This is a genomic window from Bacillus sp. FSL L8-0167 (assembly GCF_038630295.1).
GTDB classification, from domain to species: domain Bacteria; phylum Bacillota; class Bacilli; order Bacillales; family Bacillaceae; genus Bacillus; species Bacillus safensis.
Genome location: NZ_CP152027.1, coordinates 932,531 through 950,303, shown reverse-complemented (window position 1 = coordinate 950,303; position 17,773 = coordinate 932,531). Strand labels below are relative to the sequence as shown.

Genomic DNA, 17,773 nt, shown 5'->3' with positions numbered 1-17,773 from the left:
CAGAATCTCCGACTTTTTTATGCAAAGGAAAAGAGCCTCATTCAATTGGAAGAGGCTCTTTTTTCTACTATTCATCAGCTGTTGGCAACAGCACCTTTTTGCAGTTCATACATTTGTGCATACAGCCCTTCTTGCTGCATGAGTTGTTCATGACTGCCACGCTCGACGATTTCACCTTTTTCTAACACCAAGATCATATCGGCTTTCTTAATAGTGGATAATCGGTGAGCAATCACAAAAGTCGTCCGTCCTTCTTTGACTACATCAAGTGCCCGTTGAATGATCGCTTCTGTTTCTGTATCAATGTTGGCTGTGGCTTCATCTAAAATTAATATCGCTGGATCGTACGCCAATGCGCGCGCAAATGAAATCAACTGACGTTCCCCTGAGGAAAGGGTGCTTCCCTTTTCAACGACTGGTTCATCAAAACCTTCTGGCAGGTGCTTCAATAACTCTGCTGCGCCTACTTGCTTTAATGAAGATTCAATGGTTTCTCTTTTGATGTCTTCATTTCCTAAGCTTACATTGGAAGCAATTGTTCCAGAAAATAAATACGGGTCTTGCAGCACAATGCCCATTTGTTTACGCAGCGTTTGGCGCGACTGATCATAAATGCTTTCGCCATCTATGAGAATGTCTCCTTGCTGAATGTCATAAAAACGCAGCAGCAAGTTCATGATCGAGCTTTTCCCAGAACCAGTATGCCCCACAAGTGCAACCGTTTGACCTTTCTTTGCTTCAAACGTAATGTTCTTTAAGACATTTTTCCCTTCATTATAAGCAAAGGTGACATCTTTGAACTGAACGTGTCCCTCCAGCTTCTTCTGAACAGGCTCTTCCACTTCTGTTCCTGGTTCATCTAGTAATCGGAAAACCCTCTCCGATGAAACCCTTGCTAATTCTAACCTAGAGAATTGATTCACAATGCCTGTAATCGGCTGAAACAATCGATTTAAATAATCAACAAACGCATAGAGCACACCAATGGACACAATGCCTGTCGCACTTAACGAAGCACCGCCAAAATACCAAATGAGTGCCACATATGCTAAATTTCGCAGCAGGTTAACCAAATTATGTGAAAGAAGTGAATTTAAATGCAACATCTTTCGCTGATATCGAAAGTGATTGTTGTTCAGCTCATCAAATTCCTCTTGCGTCGCTTTTTCATGACGAAACGCTTGAATGATTGTCATCCCTTGAATGGCTTCATTTAGCTTGGCATTGATTTCACTGATGATCGAACGAATGCGGTGATTGTACACTGATGCAAACTTTCTGTAAGTCATCGACCATAGGAAAATAATCGGTACTGCGACCAAACAAATGAGTGCCAGCTTTACATTTAACAAAAACATGGCAATGTAAATCCCAATCATGTAAATGGCACTCGTCACGAAATTAGCAAGGACTGTTACATATAAATCACGAATGGTTTCCGTGTCATTTGTGATTCTCGCGACAACCTTTCCAGCCGGTAAATTATCAAAATATCGGATCGGCAGTGTTTGGATGTGCTCAAATACGTCTACCCTCATTTTTTGAATAATTCGATTTGCAATCCTCTGGAGCAAATAATGCTGCCCATACTGAAAGAAAATCGCAACGATGAGCAGTCCTAGATAAAATAGAACAAGCTGCACCAAACCACTGATTTCTGGCTGATAAAAAGCGAAAATCTCCTCTTTTGATAAACGCTTTACCTCATAGGTTTCACGCTCGTTCCCATTATCAATGGTGAGCTGATCTCCCGCTATTTTTCTGTTTCCATCAAAACGAATCGGCTCATTCACAAAATAGTAACCGAACCCGACTTGCACTACATTGATTTGCTTTCCAGAATCCATTCCATTATTTAATCGATCGCTTCGTATATAGTTATTTCCCTGGTAATAAACGGTTTTGTCTGTCTTTTCATTGACCTCGACATACGGTTTTTCTACACCTAAAATATGATCATCAATCATTTTCTTCCCAATAAACGGCCCTGTCAGCTCAGCACCAACTGCAATCATTAGAAAGATTAAGGCAACAGACAATACTTTCTTATATAGGAGTGCGTAGGCAAGGAGTCTTCTTCCTGTTGTCATGCCTCATCCCCTCCTTCCAGCTGATTTGTCAGCTGCTGACGCAAAAATTGTTCCTTGTACCACCCATCCTGCTGGATGAGCTCGTTGTGTGTGCCCTTTTGGACAATGCGTCCCTCTTCCATGACAAGAATGAGATCCGCATGTTCAACAGCTGATAGGCGATGAGTTGTAATAAACGTCGTTTTGCCATGACGGTTTTGTCTTAGATTTTCTAAAATAGCGGTTTCTGTTTTTGCATCTACCGCAGATAATGAGTCATCCAGAATTAAAATGTCTGGATCAATTAATAAAGCACGTGCAATGGATATTCGCTGTTTTTGTCCGCCTGACAGCGCCACACCTTTTTCCCCAACCATGGTTTCCAGACCCTCTGGCAAAAGGCGTAAATCCTTTTCAAAATAAGCATCTTTGATTGCTTGTGCTAACTCATCTTGTTTCGCGTCACGATGACCAAAGCGCATATTCTGTTCCACGCTTTTTGAGAAAAGTATATGATCCTGCGGTACGTATCCAATCCATTGAAATAACTGATCTAATTCAATGTCTTGGATTGGAACACCTGATAGCAAGATTTGCCCATCACCTGCCGGGTACTGGCGCAAAAGCTGTTTGACAATGGTCGTTTTGCCGCTTCCCGTTTTGCCTGTAATCCCAATCGTCTGCCCTTTTCGTACAGTAAAGGACACATCAATGAGATTATCTTTAGATGAAGTTGGATACCTGAATGTCACATGATCGAACTCAATATCTCCAGGCTCTTGTAACGTTTTCGGCTGAGCAGCATCTGTTACGTCCGGCTTGTAGCTGAGTGTATGATTTAACCGGTCTAACGACGCATTTCCTCTTTGCATAATATTAATCAATTCGCCGATCGCAAACATTGGCCAGATCATCATGCCAAGATAGACGTTAAATGCAACAAGCTCCCCAATGGTTAAATCACTTTGGAACACGAGGTATGCTCCGTAGCCGATTCCGATTAAGTAGCTGATCCCCACAAGTAATTTCACTGTCGGCTCAAACAAAGAATCAATGATCGCCACTCGCATGTTTTTTTGAAATACATCATCTGTCATTTCTCGAAAGCGTTCGACATCTTGTTTCTCCTGCACAAAAGAGCGAATGACCCGGACACCTGCCACTGATTCAAGAACGCGATCGTTCATATCACCAAATGCATCTTGAGCGACTGTAAAGCGCTCATGGATTTTGCTTCCATAAAACGCAATCAAGAGCGCCATCAGCGGCATAGGAATAATCGCCATTAAGGTTAATTTCCAGCTAATCGTCAGCCCCATCGTAAAGAAGATCATCAGCATATAAGCAGTGGAATCAACCAAGGTCAGAACGCCAAAGCCTGTTGTTAAGGCCACAGCATTCAAGTCGTTTGTACCTAATGCCATTAAGTTGCCTGTTTTTTTCTTTTCATAAAAGGTAGGCGTCATCTTAAGCAAGTGGCGCATCAGTTTCCCGCGCATCACACGCTCCATGACATTTGCGCCGCCAAATAACTGATACATCCAAAAATATGTAAGTGTATAGACGACGACACCTAGTAAGCAAAAAATGGTCACATAAAACACAATACTGGATGTTGTAAATTGACCAGAACGAATGTCATCAACTGCCTGGCCAAGGTATCTTGGCGGCAGCATTTCAAGCACATTCACAATGAGCAGGAGCGTAATAGCAATCGTATAACGCCTCCACTCTTGTTTAAAGAACCAGCCTAATTTCGCAAATACTGAAAACATGTTTGTCTCTCCTTTTCAAGCTAGCCGCTTTCTAAATTTTCCTGCAAGTCACCTTGTTTCGTTTTTTGAGCTTTTGTCATTTGTCTTGATTTTGGCATGTTCACATGCTTTCACTCCTCTTCATTTATTCGTTGATCTCCATCCCATTATTTCGAAATGCGAAATGAATTCAACAAAAAAAGAGGCCACCAGCTTGCTGGTACGCCTCTTTTCGTCATGTAAAAAGGCGCATGTTGACAAATACGCAACATACGCCTTGATTCATCCGATCAATTGGAACAGACGAGTTCCTTTTCAATGACCAATGAAGGTGTAATTGTCACGTGAATCAACCCATTCATGCAGTTTGGTTTCATTCTTCCAATGTTGCACATGACATTTCCTCCTTTTGGCTCTTGAATCTTTTTTTATCTTATAGCGGCTGTCACTATTTTGTCAATAAATATTTTTCAATAAATGAAATTTTCTAACAAAAATCATTCTCCTTCATGTGTATCTTTTTCTATTAACGGGTATACCATGAGTGTAAAGACTCCTTTTGAAAGGAATGAGGACATTGTTTCAAGCTGATCGGATGGTCGTAGCGTTTGATGGACATGAAGACAGTAAGAAAGCATTAAAAAAGGCAATCGCTTTAGCTAAAACCTTGCATGCCAAGCTGACCGTTACCTATGCACATGATGGCAAAACAGACAGACAGGTGTTTGATGCACCGCGCCCAATGACTGGCGGAGCTTATATCGGCGGCGGTACGGCAGATCTTCAAACTCCCCCTGTATATGTACCTCACGATGAACAGCAAAGTCCCTTGATTTTTGAAGACCATACAGAAGAGGTCGTTGCGGAAGCACGAATGCTTTTAAATGAGGAGCAGTTTGAGGCTGCCATTGAAATTGTAGAAGGAGAACCAGCAGAAGCGATTATCGAATATGCGGAGGAAATATCAGCAGACCTCATCGTCATGGGAGCACGTGACCAAAGCAGATTGAAAAAAATGCTGTTTGGCAGTGTGAGTGAAAAGTTATCAGCAAAATCAGATATACCTGTGCTTATTGTGAAATAAATGCATCACAAAAGGCTGTAAACATTGGTTTACAGCCTTTTTTATTTATGAAGAGATGGATGCTTCACTTTCATGTTTAATTTTTTGCTGGAAGCCTTCCTGTACGCGCTTTGTCAGCTCTCCTGGAACGCCTTCCCCTACGGGCTCGCCATCTATTTCAACAATCGGAATAACTTCAGCTGTCGTCGAGCTGATGAAGATTTCCTGAGCGCGCAGCAGTTCTTCTTTGCTTATACGAGTTTCTTCAACCGTACATCCTTCTTCCTCACATACCTCCAGCAGCTTTCTACGAGTAATGCCGTTTAAAATGAGATTGTTTGCAGGATGAGTACGAATCACGCCATCAATCACGGCATATACATTCGAGGAGGTTCCCTCGGTCACAAAACCGTTTCTCACAAGGATTGCTTCAAACGCACCAGCTTCAGATGCTTTCTGCTTTTCCATGATGTTATATAAAAGATTTAAGCTTTTGATATCACACCTTAACCAGCGAAGATCCTCAGATAAAATGGCCTTTGCCCCAGCTTTCTGCTCTTGAACAGGCTTTTTCACCTGGAACGTATATGCCGTGATTTGAGGAGTAAGAGAATCACTATATTGATGTTTACGAGGGGCGACACCCCGCGTGACTTGAATATACACACCGCCATCTGTTAATTGATTGTGAGCGACGAGCTGTTGTAACTTTTCTTCCATATTTGATACTGTACCTTGCAGATGAATGCCAATTTCCTTTGCACTCTTGAACAGACGCTCTGTATGTTCCTTTAACGTAAACAAAGTACCATTGTATACACGGATGACCTCATAGACTCCGTCACCAAATTGATAGCCTCTGTCCTCAATATCAACATGTGCATCCTTTTTTTCAATGAAATCTCCATTGTACAATATTTTCATATGGAATCTCCCCTTCGCTTTGCAATAATGGTTGAATCTGATGCTATCTTAGCGGATAAATGGGTTCGTTTCAATGATTATTCAGAATTATTTCACATCGTATGAAATGGATAACCTTCTATTGTAACAAATATAGTTTGATAACCAAAAAGATTCCAATTTTTTAGCATCTTCTATATTCATAGGCTCTTTTTTCCTGTATACTTACTCCATATAAACACGACAAAAAACAGCGAAATAAGACAGAATCCACTACATGATTCGACACAAATTTTTGATTTATTGGAGCGATTGTAATGCAACGGGTTAAAAAAAAACAGACACCTTCAAACACAATGCTGCTCTCAAAGGCGATTGGTTTTGTCATCCTGACACTAATCCTCTTTTTTATTTGGGATATGTCCAAAACCAATATGCAGGCAGCAGATCAGCCGGCGAAATTGTCTGCGAGCAGTCAATTTAGGGACACAAGTACTAGTATGAAAGCAAAAGATGCTTCTCGGAAAACATTAGATGCACATTTTAAGATCCATTCAAATAAACATATAACGGATCAAACGATCTTTTTAACCTTTGATGATGGTCCATCAGCGACTTCAAATCAGCTGTTAGATGTGCTAAAAGCGCATCAAGTGAAAGCCACATTCTTTATGCTCGGACCGCAGATTAAAGAACACCCGGCAGCTGTGAAAAGACTCCATCAAGAAGGTCATCAATTAGGGCTTCATGGTATTACCCATGATGTGAAACGCTTTTATCAAAAAAGTGATTCTCCTGTTAACGAGATGAAGGAAGATCAGCGCATTTTGGCTTCTGTCACAGGTGAGTATACCCATCTTGTAAGAACACCTTATGGCAGCACCCCAAATTTAACCGATCAGCAAAAAGCACGTTTAAAACAAAAAGGCTTTGTCTACTGGGACTGGACCATTGACAGTCTTGACTGGAAATATAAAAGCTCAAAATATGTACCAGAGGTATTAAATCAGCTGCAAGTGCTGGAGACAAAATATCCAAAAGAACCAAAAATCATCTTAATGCATGATCAGCCGGCGACGGCAAAATACTTAAGCAGCTTAATCACGCAGCTAAAGGCAAAGGGCTATACATTTGAAGTCCTTGATGAAACAATGAAGCCGCTGCAGCAATAAAGTAAAACCCGCACCTTTAGGTTGCGGGTTTTTTAATGATTTATAAAGCTTTCACGAGATCGCCAATTCGCTCATGAAAGACAAGATCAAAGAGCGGATCGAATTCTGTTTCACTCAAATTCATCATCACCATGAAGATGGAAGGATCATGAGCTGCATCTTCTGGAATATACCTTGCTGGCGCTACCTCCAGGGAAGTCCCCATGACGAGGAGCATGTCCGTTTTCTGAAGTGATGTCTCCACTTGGTCTAAATGTTTGACCATATCGCCAAATAGGACAACATCTGTTTTTAGCACACGTCCACACGTACTGCCGTCTGAGGAAACCCTTTGACAGACCGGCACCTCTTCTTTCAATAAATAAGGCAGATCATATACCGCCTGGCACGATGGACAAGTAGCCGTTTGAATGGAGCCATGGAGTTCATATACATGCTGGCTTCCCGCCTTTTTATGAAGACCGTCAATATTTTGGGTAAAAATATCCACATGCTTCCCTTGTTGCTCAAGGCTGGCTAAAAAGGTATGCCCGCTATTTGGTTCGTATTCTCCACTCATTTTCATTTGAAACAAATCCTTAAATTTCGGCCAGAATTGATGAGGGTTTGATAAAAAGTAGGACCGGCTCATCGCCTCCATGCGGGAAGTATCTTCTGTCCACAGACCACCCGTTGATCTAAAATCAGGAATACCCGATTCTGTACTCATACCTGCACCTGAGAGTACTGTGATATGTGAAGCCTGTGATAATTTCTCTCTTAGTGCTTTCACTTTTGTTTGATCCACGCACCATTCCTCCTTCATTCACCCAGCTGCTTCTCACCTTTTTGTTTCATATAAATGGCCTGACCAGGGAAAGCAAATTCTACGCCTTCCTCGTGGAAAATATCTATGATGCGATAGTTAATATCCTGCTTAATATCAAGGTTTTCAGACCAAGCTGTCGTGTTTGTGTAAAAATTGAAAAACAAGTTCAAATAGCTGTCTGCCAGTACATCGAGATTTACCATAATCGTCTCTTTATGCACCCCATCATGCTCGTGAAGCATCTGTTTGAGACGCTTAATACACTGATCAATATTTTCCTTTGGTGTATTGTAGGAAACGCGAACAGAAAACGTAATCTGACGTTTATTCATTCTTGTCCAGTTTGTGATTGGCTCCTTAGAAAGCGTAGAATTCGGAACGGTCACGACGGCTTCAGCAGGTGTTCGAAACCTTGTGCTTCGAAATGTAATGTCCTCCACAGTCCCAAGTACACTTGGTGTCTCCACAAAGTCGCCCATCGTAAAAGGCTTCTCCGTAATGATGACTATCCCTCCAAAAAAGTTAGCCACTGTATCCTGAGCAGCGAGCGCAAATGCTAGACCACCTAGACCAAGCCCTGCCACAAGTCCATTTACGTCATAATTAAATTCTTGTGCAATGACGCTAATACTCAGTGCAATAATAATGAAACGAAGTACCTTTGATAAAAATGGTGCTAAAATATCATCCATATCTAATTCAAATTTCGAATTGACCTTTTGAAACAAGAAAGAAGATGCAGCGGTTAAATTACAAAGCCCCCACGTCAGCATTAATATAATAGAAGATCTATACAATTTAACGATGATATCCATATGATGCTCAAAGTATGGTGCCTGTCTTAACGCAAAATATAAACCAAGTGCCACGAAAAACAGCCTGGCTGGTTTTTCAAATGCCACAACAATTTGGTTAATGACCTCCGTTTTAGACCGATTCGTCAGCCTAAACAGAAGCTGAAATAAATACTTCGTAAATACTTTCCGAAGCAATAAAAAAAGCAATAAAATACAAAGGCTAATACCAATTTGGATCGCAATATCTACTGTAAAATATGTATCCATCCATTTTTGTGTAAACATGTCTGTCTCTCTCCTTTAAAACAATCCTCTCTAGTTTATAATATAACCTTCGTTCATGTCCTCTCTTAAATGTCTGACCTCTACATAAAAAGCCTCGGGACTGATCCCGAGGCATGAAGTTCAAATATGAAATTTTGGCTAGAGACATATCGACGGGCAGCAAACTACTTTTTCTTCTGAGCCTGATCAAGGAGAGTCGCTTTAAACATTTCAGCATCCGTTTCAGCCTTAATACGTTCTTCCACTCTAATTCTCCCTTTACCCAATCATCTCGCCTCCTTTTCATCATTATAAAACATCAGAATTTTCAGTCAACATGACGAAAGCACTAATATTTTGACGAACGCTGACGATTTGGACAAAATTGATCGAAGAAAAAATGATGTAGTTCAGATTTACTCAATAAGAGCTTGGGATATTCCTGCAACTTTTCACCTTTTATACACGATGCTTTCTCACCACACGCCATGTTCCATTACATACAGCTCTCCCTCGTTCCATATAGTAAAGAAGGAAAAACAGCAAAAATTTGATATGATAAGACCAGAACTTATGTCAGGAGCTGGAGCATGTGTATATTATCGCGCATAGAGGGTCTTCAAGCGCTGCCCCAGAAAATACAATCGCCGCATTTGATTTAGCTGTTCAGCAAGGTGCGGATTATATTGAGTTAGACGTCCAGCTGACAATGGATCAGCACGTAGCCGTCATCCATGATGATACCGTTAATCGAACAACTAACGGAAGCGGCTTAGTGAAAAGTTATACACTTGATCGGCTGAAGAAACTGGATGCAGGAAGCTGGTTTGATTCACAGTACGCCAACGAACGAATTCCCACCTTACAGGAAATTCTTAAAAGGTACACTCATCGTGTCGGGATACTGATTGAGATCAAGCATCCAAAACGGCAGATTGGGATTGAAAAGGCAGTTGTCGACATCATCAACCGGTTTGCCTATTCCCGTCACATCATGGTTCAATCTTTTGATGCCAATGCACTTCAAAGAGTCAAAGCTTACGCCCCTTCTCTTCGAACAGCTTTTATTATAAAACCCTCTGCCTTTAAACTGACGAAAAGGAAATTAGCGGAGTACAGCTCCTTTGCGAATTGCCTTAATATGAAGAAAACGATGATCAACAGATGGTGGATTGACCGCATCCACTCATTTGGAATGGATGTCTTTATATGGACAGTGAAAGATCAAAAAACAGCCGACAGGATGAAAACATACCTCATTAATGGAGTGGTGACGGATCACCCGCCATTTTTTCTAAAGGAGAAATGATTAAATGAAAGCATATCTCGCCGTATTTATCGGTGGATTGGTTGGTACCCTTTGCAGATATGAACTTAGCCAATCCGTTGTCAGCCAGACATTCCCCTATGCAACACTGATTGAAAACATGACAGGCAGTCTGTTCCTTGGCTTTTCAACAGGATATTTTATGTTTCGGAAAGGAAAAAAATATCTTGCTGCATTGATCGGAACAGGATTTTGCGGTGGTTTTACGACAATGTCCACTTTTTCTAAAGAAACGGTTCTCTTATTACAGGATGGACTGTTCACATCAAGTATCATGTACATTCTACTCTCAGTGATTGCTGGAGTGGGCGCTGCCTTATGTGGACTGATCACCGCTCAGCGCCTCTTTCAACAAAATGAGCAGCCGAAAGGAAGCAGATAAATGATTGTATTTTATACAGCTGTTGCCGGCGGGATGGGCAGTGCCCTTCGTTTTTTCCTCAGTCAATCGATTCAGAAAACCAAGTTTCATACTCGTTTTCCGTATAGTATTATTCTCATCAACTTACTCGGCGCTGCCGGTTTAGGTTTACTGACAGGTGCAGTGTCTGACAATGATCCGCTGCTTATGATCATTGGTACTGGGTTTTTCGGTGGTTTTACAACATTCTCTACATTTAGTGTAGAAGCTGCGTCCATGCTGCATGAGCGGCAAATTGGACTTCTTGCTGTCTACTTGCTGGTCACAATCATCGGGTCTTTATGTCTCTTTGCTGCGTTTTATCAAATAGGACAGCATCTTTTTTAAATATTGGTAATGGCGGCTAAGCTGATGAGCAGCTGATCCATGAGCTGGCGCTTCATCAAAAAGAGTGTTTTTTCACTATAGCCAATTTCCATTGCACACTTTGCCATCCGCCAATCTCGAAAATATTTGTAATCGATGAGCTGCTGCTCTATTTCGTCCAACTCTTTTAATGCCGTTTCAATACAAGCAACGATGAGTTCATACTGACTTTTTTGTTCTTCTAACTTTTTCCGTGTTATGTGGTCGAGATGATGCGGGCTTCTTTTTTCAAGCTGCCTTTCGATATTTAAGATTGCTGCTTGATAATTTTTGAAATTCTTTAAATGAAACTCAATTCGTTTCATTGAGGTTTTTTTCTCCGTGATACTTGCTGTTTCATACCAAAGCATGTCCATCCCCCTCTATCGAACGTTTGTTCTTATTATATACCGAACATATATTCGTATAAAAGAGACTAAATACCTAAAAAAACCTTGAGCTTATTTTTCGCTCAAGGTCATTTCGTTTACTAAAAGCGGCTCCTTTATATCAAGCCCAGTGCGTGCGCTGCCTTTTTCTGACGATGTGACGCCTTTTTTCAAATCGATCTTTTTAACGTAGCGTCCATCCATTTCCAGCACTTTCATTCGAATATCATCAAGATAGACGGATTGTCCTTCTCTGATATCAATATTCTCTTTTAAGATGAGTCCGCCGATTGTATCAATTTCCTCATCATGATAAGAGATCTCGATCAAATCTTGAACTTCATCTAATCTCACTTTGCCATCTAAAACATAATGATGATCGGCTCTTTTTTGAATAACTGGCTGCTCATCTTCATCGAATTCATCTCGAATATCTCCGACAATCTCTTCTAAAATATCTTCCGTTGTGACAAGTCCAGACGTTCCGCCATATTCGTCAGTTAAGATCGCCATATGCATTCTATCACGCTGCATCTTAACGAGAAGCTCTTGAATAGGAATCGTGTCGATGACCTCAATCACTGGATATATATAATCTTGAATTTTCAGTTGATCTTTTTCTCCTTGATACACAAGATCTGCAAAGAGCTGCTTTTTGTTCAGCATGCCGATGACATGGTCTTTATCTCCTGAAAAAACAGGGAAACGTGTATACTTTTCCTGCGTCATGATGGCGAGGATATCATCTAACGGCATATCTTCTGGAATCGCACAAATTTCTCTCCGCGGTATCATGATCTCTCTGGCAATTCGATTATCGAAATCGAAAATCTTGTTCATATAATTATATTCTGATGGGTTGATTTCCCCATTTTTTAAGCTCTCAGATAATAAAATCTTCAATTCCTCTTCAGAATGGGAATGTTCTTTTTCAGACCCCATATCGATGCCCATCATTTTAGTTAGCAAACGGGCTGATCCGTTTAACACATAAATGAAAGGGAACATAAGGATATAAAATGCATGCAGCGGGCCAGACAGCCATAGCGTCATTTTTTCCGCCTTTTGAATGGCAAGCGTTTTTGGTGCAAGCTCACCTACAACTACATGCAAAAAGGTAATAATAGAGAACGCAAGTGTTGCTGAGATCAGGCTGATTGCTGAATCAGGAATGTTTGTCAAACCAAAACCTCGAACCAAAAGTTCTTTCACAGCCGGCTTACCAATCCACCCTAAACCAAGGGATGTCACTGTAATACCGAGCTGACAGGCTGACAAATATTCATCTAGCCTTGATGTCACCTTTTTCGCCATGATGGCCTTTTTGGACCCTTCGGCAACAAGCTGATTAATTCTTGAACTTCTCACCTTTACTATGGCAAATTCAGATGCAACAAAGAAAGCTGTTAAAGCAATCAAAACACCGACTATACTCAGATTAACAATATCGTCCATTTAACCTTGCTCTTTCTTAGAAGAACAAGGAGTCACCTCCTGATTGATGATGTTATGTTTTGCAAAACGGTTAACTGATTAAATAAGACTACATTGAGGGCCCCACTTAACCACCTCCGGTTCACGTAAAATTCCGCCTCTCTACATATATATGAAACGGTATTCATTTTATCTTACCATAAATAATCTGAAAATTCCTGTATCATCATGCTGTTTTTGACATGACTGACTAAATTGAGGGAAATCCTCCTCTGTTTCTTCTTATTGGCAGGAAATATGAACAATTAACTTGTGTTTCAGACTAGAATTATATTAAACTATTTTCATAAACTATAACGTGACGGTTAGGAGGAGATGTTCAGATGGGGCTGAGAAAAAGTATCGTATTGGTGAACTAGCACAGATTGCACAGGTGACGAAACGAACTGTAGATTATTATACAAATCTAGGTTTGCTTGCGCCTGTTAGATCTTGCTCAAATTATCGTTATTACGATGAATATGCTTTAAAACGATTACAATTAATCGTTCTTTGCAAACAGCAGAGATTGGCTCTTTCTGACATCAAATCCAGATTAGATGAACAATTCCCTTCTCAAAAGGAAGATCATGATGAACTTGTCCATTTAACCTCTGATATCGATCGGATGAATGAGCATATGGACCGCATTTTGGCACGTTGTAAGCAGCTTCAGCCAGAACAACGTGAAAAACTAAAAGAGCAGCTTACTCCTGAAAAAATGACGGCTGTCCAATCATTTTTACTGCTGTTAAGTTAAAATTTTTACTAAACAGGAGGTGTTACCTTCGTTCTCAAAGTCAGAACGAAGGCCTTAATTGGACATAGTTAATTTACTCATAGTCGCTTTACTTATAGCTTTAACCGCGTTTTTCGTTGCATCAGAGTTTGCGATCATTCGCTTAAGAAGCTCAAGAATTGATCAGTTAATCGCAGAAGGTAATAAAACAGCAGTTGCTGTCAAGCATGTAACGACTCATCTTGATGAGTACCTATCAGCCTGTCAGCTTGGTATTACCATTACCGCCCTTGGTATTGGTTGGTTAGGGGAAGAAACAATTGCGCATATGCTTGCGCCGCTCTTTGCAGAGCTGTCCATTCCTCAATCAGCTAGTTCTATTGTCACTTTTATTATTGCGTTTAGTATCATGACGTTTTTACACGTTGTCGTTGGAGAACTTGCACCGAAAACACTCGCCATTCAAAAGGCTGAGCAAGTATCCCTTCTTTTTGCTAGACCACTGATGATCTTTTACAAAGTGATGTTCCCGTTTATTTGGGTATTAAATGGATCTGCTCGTTTGTTAACGAAAGCGTTCGGTCTTCAGCAAGTATCTGAGCATGACATGGCGCACTCTGAGGAAGAATTGCGGATTATTTTATCAGAGAGCTATAAGAGCGGCGAGATTAACCAGTCTGAATTCAAATATGTAAATAAAATTTTCGAATTTGATGACCGTCTGGCGAAAGAAATTATGATTCCTCGTACCGAAGTTGTCAGCTTCCCATATGATATTACCATTGAGGAAATGCTGAAGGTAACAAAGGTAGAGAAATATACACGTTATCCAATTGAAGATGGCGACAAAGACAACATTATCGGTGTTCTTAACATTAAAGAGGTTCTCACTGCCTGCATTAGCGGTGAGTGCTCTACAAGCGATACGATCGAAAAGTTTGTAAATCCGATTATTCATGTGATTGAAACGGTTCCTGTTCATGATTTACTGCTCAAAATGCAGCGTGAACGTGTACACATGGCCATTTTATCAGATGAATATGGCGGTACAGCAGGTCTTGTCACTGTTGAAGACATCCTTGAAGAAATCGTTGGTGAAATTCGTGATGAGTTCGACATTGATGAAATCAACGAAGTGCGTAAACTTGGAGAAGACCATTACATCTTTGATGGCAAGGTTCTTGTTGATCAAGTCAACCTGCTATTAGGTATACAGCTTGATAATGAAGAGGTCGACACAATCGGCGGCTGGTTCCTTACTCAGAAATATGAAGTAGAGAAAAATGACGCCATTCGTGAACAAGGCTATGAATTTATTATTAATGAAGTCGATGGACACCATGTGGCATACATCGAAGTAAAAAAGTTAAATGAACAGTTATTAGAAGCAGCTGAAGAAGGCGCTTCTTAAGACAAAAACGACCCTTGCCTAAGCAAGCGGTCGTTTTTCTTATGCCTTTTCCATTAATTGAGCTTCTAGCTCTTTGATTCTTGTGTTTAATACTTCTGTCATGGCACCTAATCTTTCTTTTGGCGGCAGATGGTCAAATTCAGACAGCTCAATCGGTTCACCGATGATTAAGCGCATTTTCCCTTTTTTGAAAAGGCTTTTCGCATTTGAAGGTCCTTTGTATGCGGCTGGAACAATTGGCGCTTTACCGAGCTGCGCAATGGTAACCGCTCCTCTTTTTAAAGGAACATCCTCTGTAGTACGTGTGCCGCTTGGAAAAATCCCAACGATCTTTCCCTCTTTTAATAATTTAATGGGCGTTTTAATACTGCTTGGCCCAGGATTCTCTCGATCAACTGGAAAGGCATGAATCTTTTTTAAAAATCCACCGATCCATTTATTTGCAAACAATTCTTTTTTCGCCATGTAGTGGATCTCAAACGGAAGAATTCCTGCGCCTAATGCAAGAACATCCACAAAACCCTCATGTGTACAAGCAATGACAAAACCCCGATCAGTTGGCAGATTCTCTTTTTGATATACTTTGATTCCACCTCGGAGACCAAATAATAATTTGACGGTATAGCCTGAAAATTTATACATAGTGCACTTCCTTTGTTTGAAGAATGAAGGATTTGTCTCTATTATAACAAATTTTTTATTACCTGGTACTAAAAATTTGTACGCAGTCCAATCCTCCCTATTTTTTTCGTTTAAAATGAACGTTCTGACTGTATTCAAGCACAAGGTTTTAGGGGAGAATAGAATAGGAATTGTGTCCAATTTTGTCGTTTTTCGATGTTTTTTCCTGATTTGTTCTATTGAAAATACTTTATAAATGATGCAAATTTCGCTATGATAAGGAGAAATGATTTTGATTCGGCGAAAGAAATGAGTAATGTACGGTAATGAGAAGTTTCGTGCAACTTTATGCCTTTCTTATGCGTGTATAACATAGAGGGGAGAAAAATCAGTGACGATCGATGAAATTTATCAAATGTATATGAACGATGTTTACAGGTTTCTGCTCTCCATGACAAAAGACAAACATTTGGCAGAAGACTTATTGCAGGAAACCTTTATGCGTGCGTATATACATATTCATTCCTACGACCATAGCAAAGTGAAACCTTGGTTATTTCAGGTGGCACGAAATGCTTTTATTGATTATGTCAGGAAACATAAAAAAGAAGTGACCATATCGGATGACCTCATTGGCGGTCTTTTACAAACGTCTGTACAAAGCCCTGCTGAACAGGTTGAAATAAAGGAAGTTCTCACCATGTATTTGGAGCAGCTTCCAGATAACTACAAGGAAGCGTTGACATTGTATTATTTAAAAGAGCTAAATTACAAGGAAGCATCCAAGGTCATGAATATTACTGAAGCAAATTTTAAAAGTGTTTTATTTCGTGCAAGGCAGCGCCTAAAAGCACTTTACAACAGAGGTGTTAATGATGAATGAAGAGTTTAACAAGCGATGGGAACAATATAATAATGGTGAGATGAATGAGGAAGAAATGATAGCGTTTGAAGAAGAACTTGAAGAAAACGAAAAACGCTTAAGCCAGGAACTGAACGACTCAGATTGGACAGATTTTTCCATCAGTCCTGAGAAGCAAAAAGCCATTTTACAATACGGAAAAAGAAAGTCATATTTACGTATTTCCGTACTTGCTGTCATATCGACACTCATTATTTTACCGCTTTGTACATTAGGAAGTTATTTATACTACGGCGTTGGCGGCGCCGAGAGCAAAGGCAATCACTTCATGGAAACAGCAGCTGTCACCGTCGCTTTAACCAAACCAAACGTGGCCATTGATATGAAGGATTTAAAAGGTCAGGTCAAACTTTTTGGGATGAACACCGAATTGAAGCTGCAAAAGCAAATTGGCAATAAAACAGAAGCTATTGGCAGCGAACAAATCGAGATGTTTTTCGATAAATTAAAGCAGCCTACCATCTCTTATTATGGTGACAGCGCACGCGAAACGGAGGGTTTCTTTACCCATCCTTCGGCGCAGGCAGATGCCTCAAAAAAACAAACACTCACTACGTTAGACAAGCTTCCTGAAGGAACAGTAAGTGAAGTGTATGTATCCTATGACAGAGCTTACACACCAAAGGATGTTTATTCCTTTGCTAAAAAATACGATATGAAAGTGCTGTGGAATGCGATTAAAACAGAGGATTCATTAAGTGGAAATCAGCGGCCAATCGGCTTTCCTGGGAAGGACTCTGAATTTTTAAAAGAGCTTCAGCACACATCAAAAACTGAGGTAGATCAATTCAAAGATGCCCTTGCTTATGTTAATCAGCACCCGACATGGGCAACAACGATCTCTGGCAGACCTGATCTTGACCTGTCTAATCGTATACGCTATATCGATCAAAATGGCGTCACGGTTTATGGCTCTGTGGTCACTGGGCCTTCAAAAGAGATTGAGAAATTTGTAAAGACAAAACGCATTAAAACGGCAAAAGTGAGCGAGGTGGAATTATGGAATTGGTAAGAATTTTTAAAGAGCATAATGTATTTGGCTGGATTTCTGTCGGCACAGCGATATTATCCCTGCTCATGCTAAACCTCGCCATTATCAGCAACGTGACATTTTATTCTTTTCAAATGCTTCCTTTTGCAATGGCCGCAGTTCCATTTGGCATTATTGAACTGTTCATTAAAAAAGGCCGTACGGGTCCAGGTTTCCTCGGTGTCGTACTGAATATCTTTGTCATTGTTTGTGTCTATGCCATCGTATCAATCGATGTCGATCTTCAATTAGGTTTTTAATCAGC

19 protein-coding genes are annotated in these 17,773 nt (G+C 40.4%); 10 read left to right on the top strand and 9 right to left on the bottom strand.

The features are described from left to right. Positions 1-74: 74 nt before the first annotated feature. A complete protein-coding gene (locus tag MHB66_RS04765; RefSeq protein ID WP_046310402.1) occupies positions 75-2,090 on the bottom strand; it encodes an ABC transporter ATP-binding protein in 2,016 nt (671 codons plus the stop codon). Continuing rightward, complete coding sequence (locus MHB66_RS04760; protein WP_034282232.1) at positions 2,087-3,844, bottom strand: ABC transporter transmembrane domain-containing protein; 1,758 nt, start codon at positions 3,842-3,844, stop codon at positions 2,087-2,089. The genes MHB66_RS04765 and MHB66_RS04760 overlap by 4 nt, the downstream gene beginning before the upstream one ends. Positions 3,845-4,400: 556 nt before the next feature. Between MHB66_RS04760 and MHB66_RS04755 the strand changes: the two genes are divergently transcribed. After that, positions 4,401-4,907 carry a universal stress protein gene (locus MHB66_RS04755; protein ID WP_034282233.1) on the top strand — a complete coding sequence of 169 codons (507 nt, stop codon included), beginning with the start codon at positions 4,401-4,403 and terminating at the stop codon, positions 4,905-4,907. A gap of 45 nt (positions 4,908-4,952) precedes the next feature. Here MHB66_RS04755 and dat read toward each other — a convergent pair whose 3' ends face one another. Beyond that, positions 4,953-5,810 (bottom strand): D-amino-acid transaminase, encoded by an 858-nt coding sequence (gene dat / locus MHB66_RS04750; RefSeq protein WP_041116980.1) that lies wholly within the window; start codon positions 5,808-5,810, stop codon positions 4,953-4,955. Positions 5,811-6,106: 296 nt separating this feature from the next. Between dat and MHB66_RS04745 the strand changes: the two genes are divergently transcribed. Beyond that, positions 6,107-6,961, top strand: a complete 855-nt coding sequence (locus MHB66_RS04745; protein WP_046310400.1) for a polysaccharide deacetylase family protein — start codon at positions 6,107-6,109, stop codon at positions 6,959-6,961. Between the two features lie 40 nt (positions 6,962-7,001). Here MHB66_RS04745 and MHB66_RS04740 read toward each other — a convergent pair whose 3' ends face one another. From MHB66_RS04740 to MHB66_RS04730, 3 genes are all read right to left on the bottom strand, one after another. Next, positions 7,002-7,766 (bottom strand): NAD-dependent protein deacylase, encoded by a 765-nt coding sequence (locus tag MHB66_RS04740; protein ID WP_196769435.1) that lies wholly within the window; start codon positions 7,764-7,766, stop codon positions 7,002-7,004. Continuing rightward, on the bottom strand, positions 7,763-8,851 hold the full coding sequence (locus MHB66_RS04735; RefSeq protein ID WP_046310398.1) for a mechanosensitive ion channel family protein: 1,089 nt from the start codon (positions 8,849-8,851) through the stop codon (positions 7,763-7,765). The genes MHB66_RS04740 and MHB66_RS04735 overlap by 4 nt, the downstream gene beginning before the upstream one ends. Positions 8,852-9,015: 164 nt before the next feature. Next, positions 9,016-9,117: a YhdX family protein gene (locus MHB66_RS04730; RefSeq protein WP_017360338.1), complete on the bottom strand. Its 102-nt coding sequence runs from the start codon at positions 9,115-9,117 to the stop codon at positions 9,016-9,018. A 305-nt stretch (positions 9,118-9,422) separates the two neighbouring features. Here MHB66_RS04730 and MHB66_RS04725 point away from each other — a divergent pair, with 305 nt between their 5' ends. From MHB66_RS04725 to crcB (MHB66_RS04715), 3 genes are read left to right on the top strand one after another with little or no spacing between them, the layout of a single operon-like run. Beyond that, positions 9,423-10,139, top strand: a complete 717-nt coding sequence (locus MHB66_RS04725; RefSeq protein WP_046310396.1) for a glycerophosphodiester phosphodiesterase family protein — start codon at positions 9,423-9,425, stop codon at positions 10,137-10,139. Positions 10,140-10,143: 4 nt separating this feature from the next. Then, the gene (crcB, locus tag MHB66_RS04720) at positions 10,144-10,539 is read left to right on the top strand and encodes a fluoride efflux transporter CrcB (RefSeq protein WP_046310394.1); all 396 of its coding nucleotides are present in this window, start codon (positions 10,144-10,146) and stop codon (positions 10,537-10,539) included. Continuing rightward, a complete protein-coding gene (gene crcB / locus MHB66_RS04715) occupies positions 10,540-10,905 on the top strand; it encodes a fluoride efflux transporter CrcB (protein WP_034282241.1) in 366 nt (121 codons plus the stop codon). Here crcB (MHB66_RS04715) and MHB66_RS04710 read toward each other — a convergent pair. Together MHB66_RS04710 and MHB66_RS04705 are read right to left on the bottom strand one after the other, a co-directional pair. Next, positions 10,902-11,294: a hypothetical protein gene (locus MHB66_RS04710; protein ID WP_046310392.1), complete on the bottom strand. Its 393-nt coding sequence runs from the start codon at positions 11,292-11,294 to the stop codon at positions 10,902-10,904. The two genes, crcB (MHB66_RS04715) and MHB66_RS04710, sit on opposite strands and share 4 nt — an antisense overlap. 90 nt (positions 11,295-11,384) lie before the next feature. After that, positions 11,385-12,767 (bottom strand): hemolysin family protein, encoded by a 1,383-nt coding sequence (locus MHB66_RS04705; protein ID WP_041116973.1) that lies wholly within the window; start codon positions 12,765-12,767, stop codon positions 11,385-11,387. 337 nt (positions 12,768-13,104) lie between these two features. Here MHB66_RS04705 and MHB66_RS04700 point away from each other — a divergent pair, with 337 nt between their 5' ends. Both MHB66_RS04700 and MHB66_RS04695 read left to right on the top strand, forming a co-directional pair. Then, a complete protein-coding gene (locus MHB66_RS04700; protein ID WP_034667702.1) occupies positions 13,105-13,545 on the top strand; it encodes a MerR family transcriptional regulator in 441 nt (146 codons plus the stop codon). A 58-nt stretch (positions 13,546-13,603) separates the two neighbouring features. Then, the gene (locus MHB66_RS04695; protein WP_034282244.1) at positions 13,604-14,935 is read left to right on the top strand and encodes a hemolysin family protein; all 1,332 of its coding nucleotides are present in this window, start codon (positions 13,604-13,606) and stop codon (positions 14,933-14,935) included. Between the two features lie 39 nt (positions 14,936-14,974). On the opposite strand, the gene MHB66_RS04690 is transcribed toward MHB66_RS04695, so the two are convergent. Next, positions 14,975-15,577 (bottom strand): 1-acyl-sn-glycerol-3-phosphate acyltransferase, encoded by a 603-nt coding sequence (locus tag MHB66_RS04690; protein ID WP_024425286.1) that lies wholly within the window; start codon positions 15,575-15,577, stop codon positions 14,975-14,977. A 370-nt stretch (positions 15,578-15,947) separates the two neighbouring features. Between MHB66_RS04690 and MHB66_RS04685 the strand changes: the two genes are divergently transcribed. The 3 genes from MHB66_RS04685 to MHB66_RS04675 are packed head-to-tail and all read left to right on the top strand — an operon-like array spanning position 15,948 to position 17,768. Then, entirely contained in the window at positions 15,948-16,439 is a 492-nt protein-coding gene (locus MHB66_RS04685) for a sigma-70 family RNA polymerase sigma factor (RefSeq protein WP_024425287.1), read from the top strand. Further along, positions 16,432-17,490 carry an anti-sigma factor gene (locus tag MHB66_RS04680; RefSeq protein WP_046310389.1) on the top strand — a complete coding sequence of 353 codons (1,059 nt, stop codon included), beginning with the start codon at positions 16,432-16,434 and terminating at the stop codon, positions 17,488-17,490. The genes MHB66_RS04685 and MHB66_RS04680 overlap by 8 nt, the downstream gene beginning before the upstream one ends. Beyond that, positions 17,478-17,768 (top strand): hypothetical protein, encoded by a 291-nt coding sequence (locus MHB66_RS04675; protein ID WP_024425288.1) that lies wholly within the window; start codon positions 17,478-17,480, stop codon positions 17,766-17,768. The genes MHB66_RS04680 and MHB66_RS04675 overlap by 13 nt, the downstream gene beginning before the upstream one ends. Positions 17,769-17,773 lie beyond the last annotated feature (5 nt).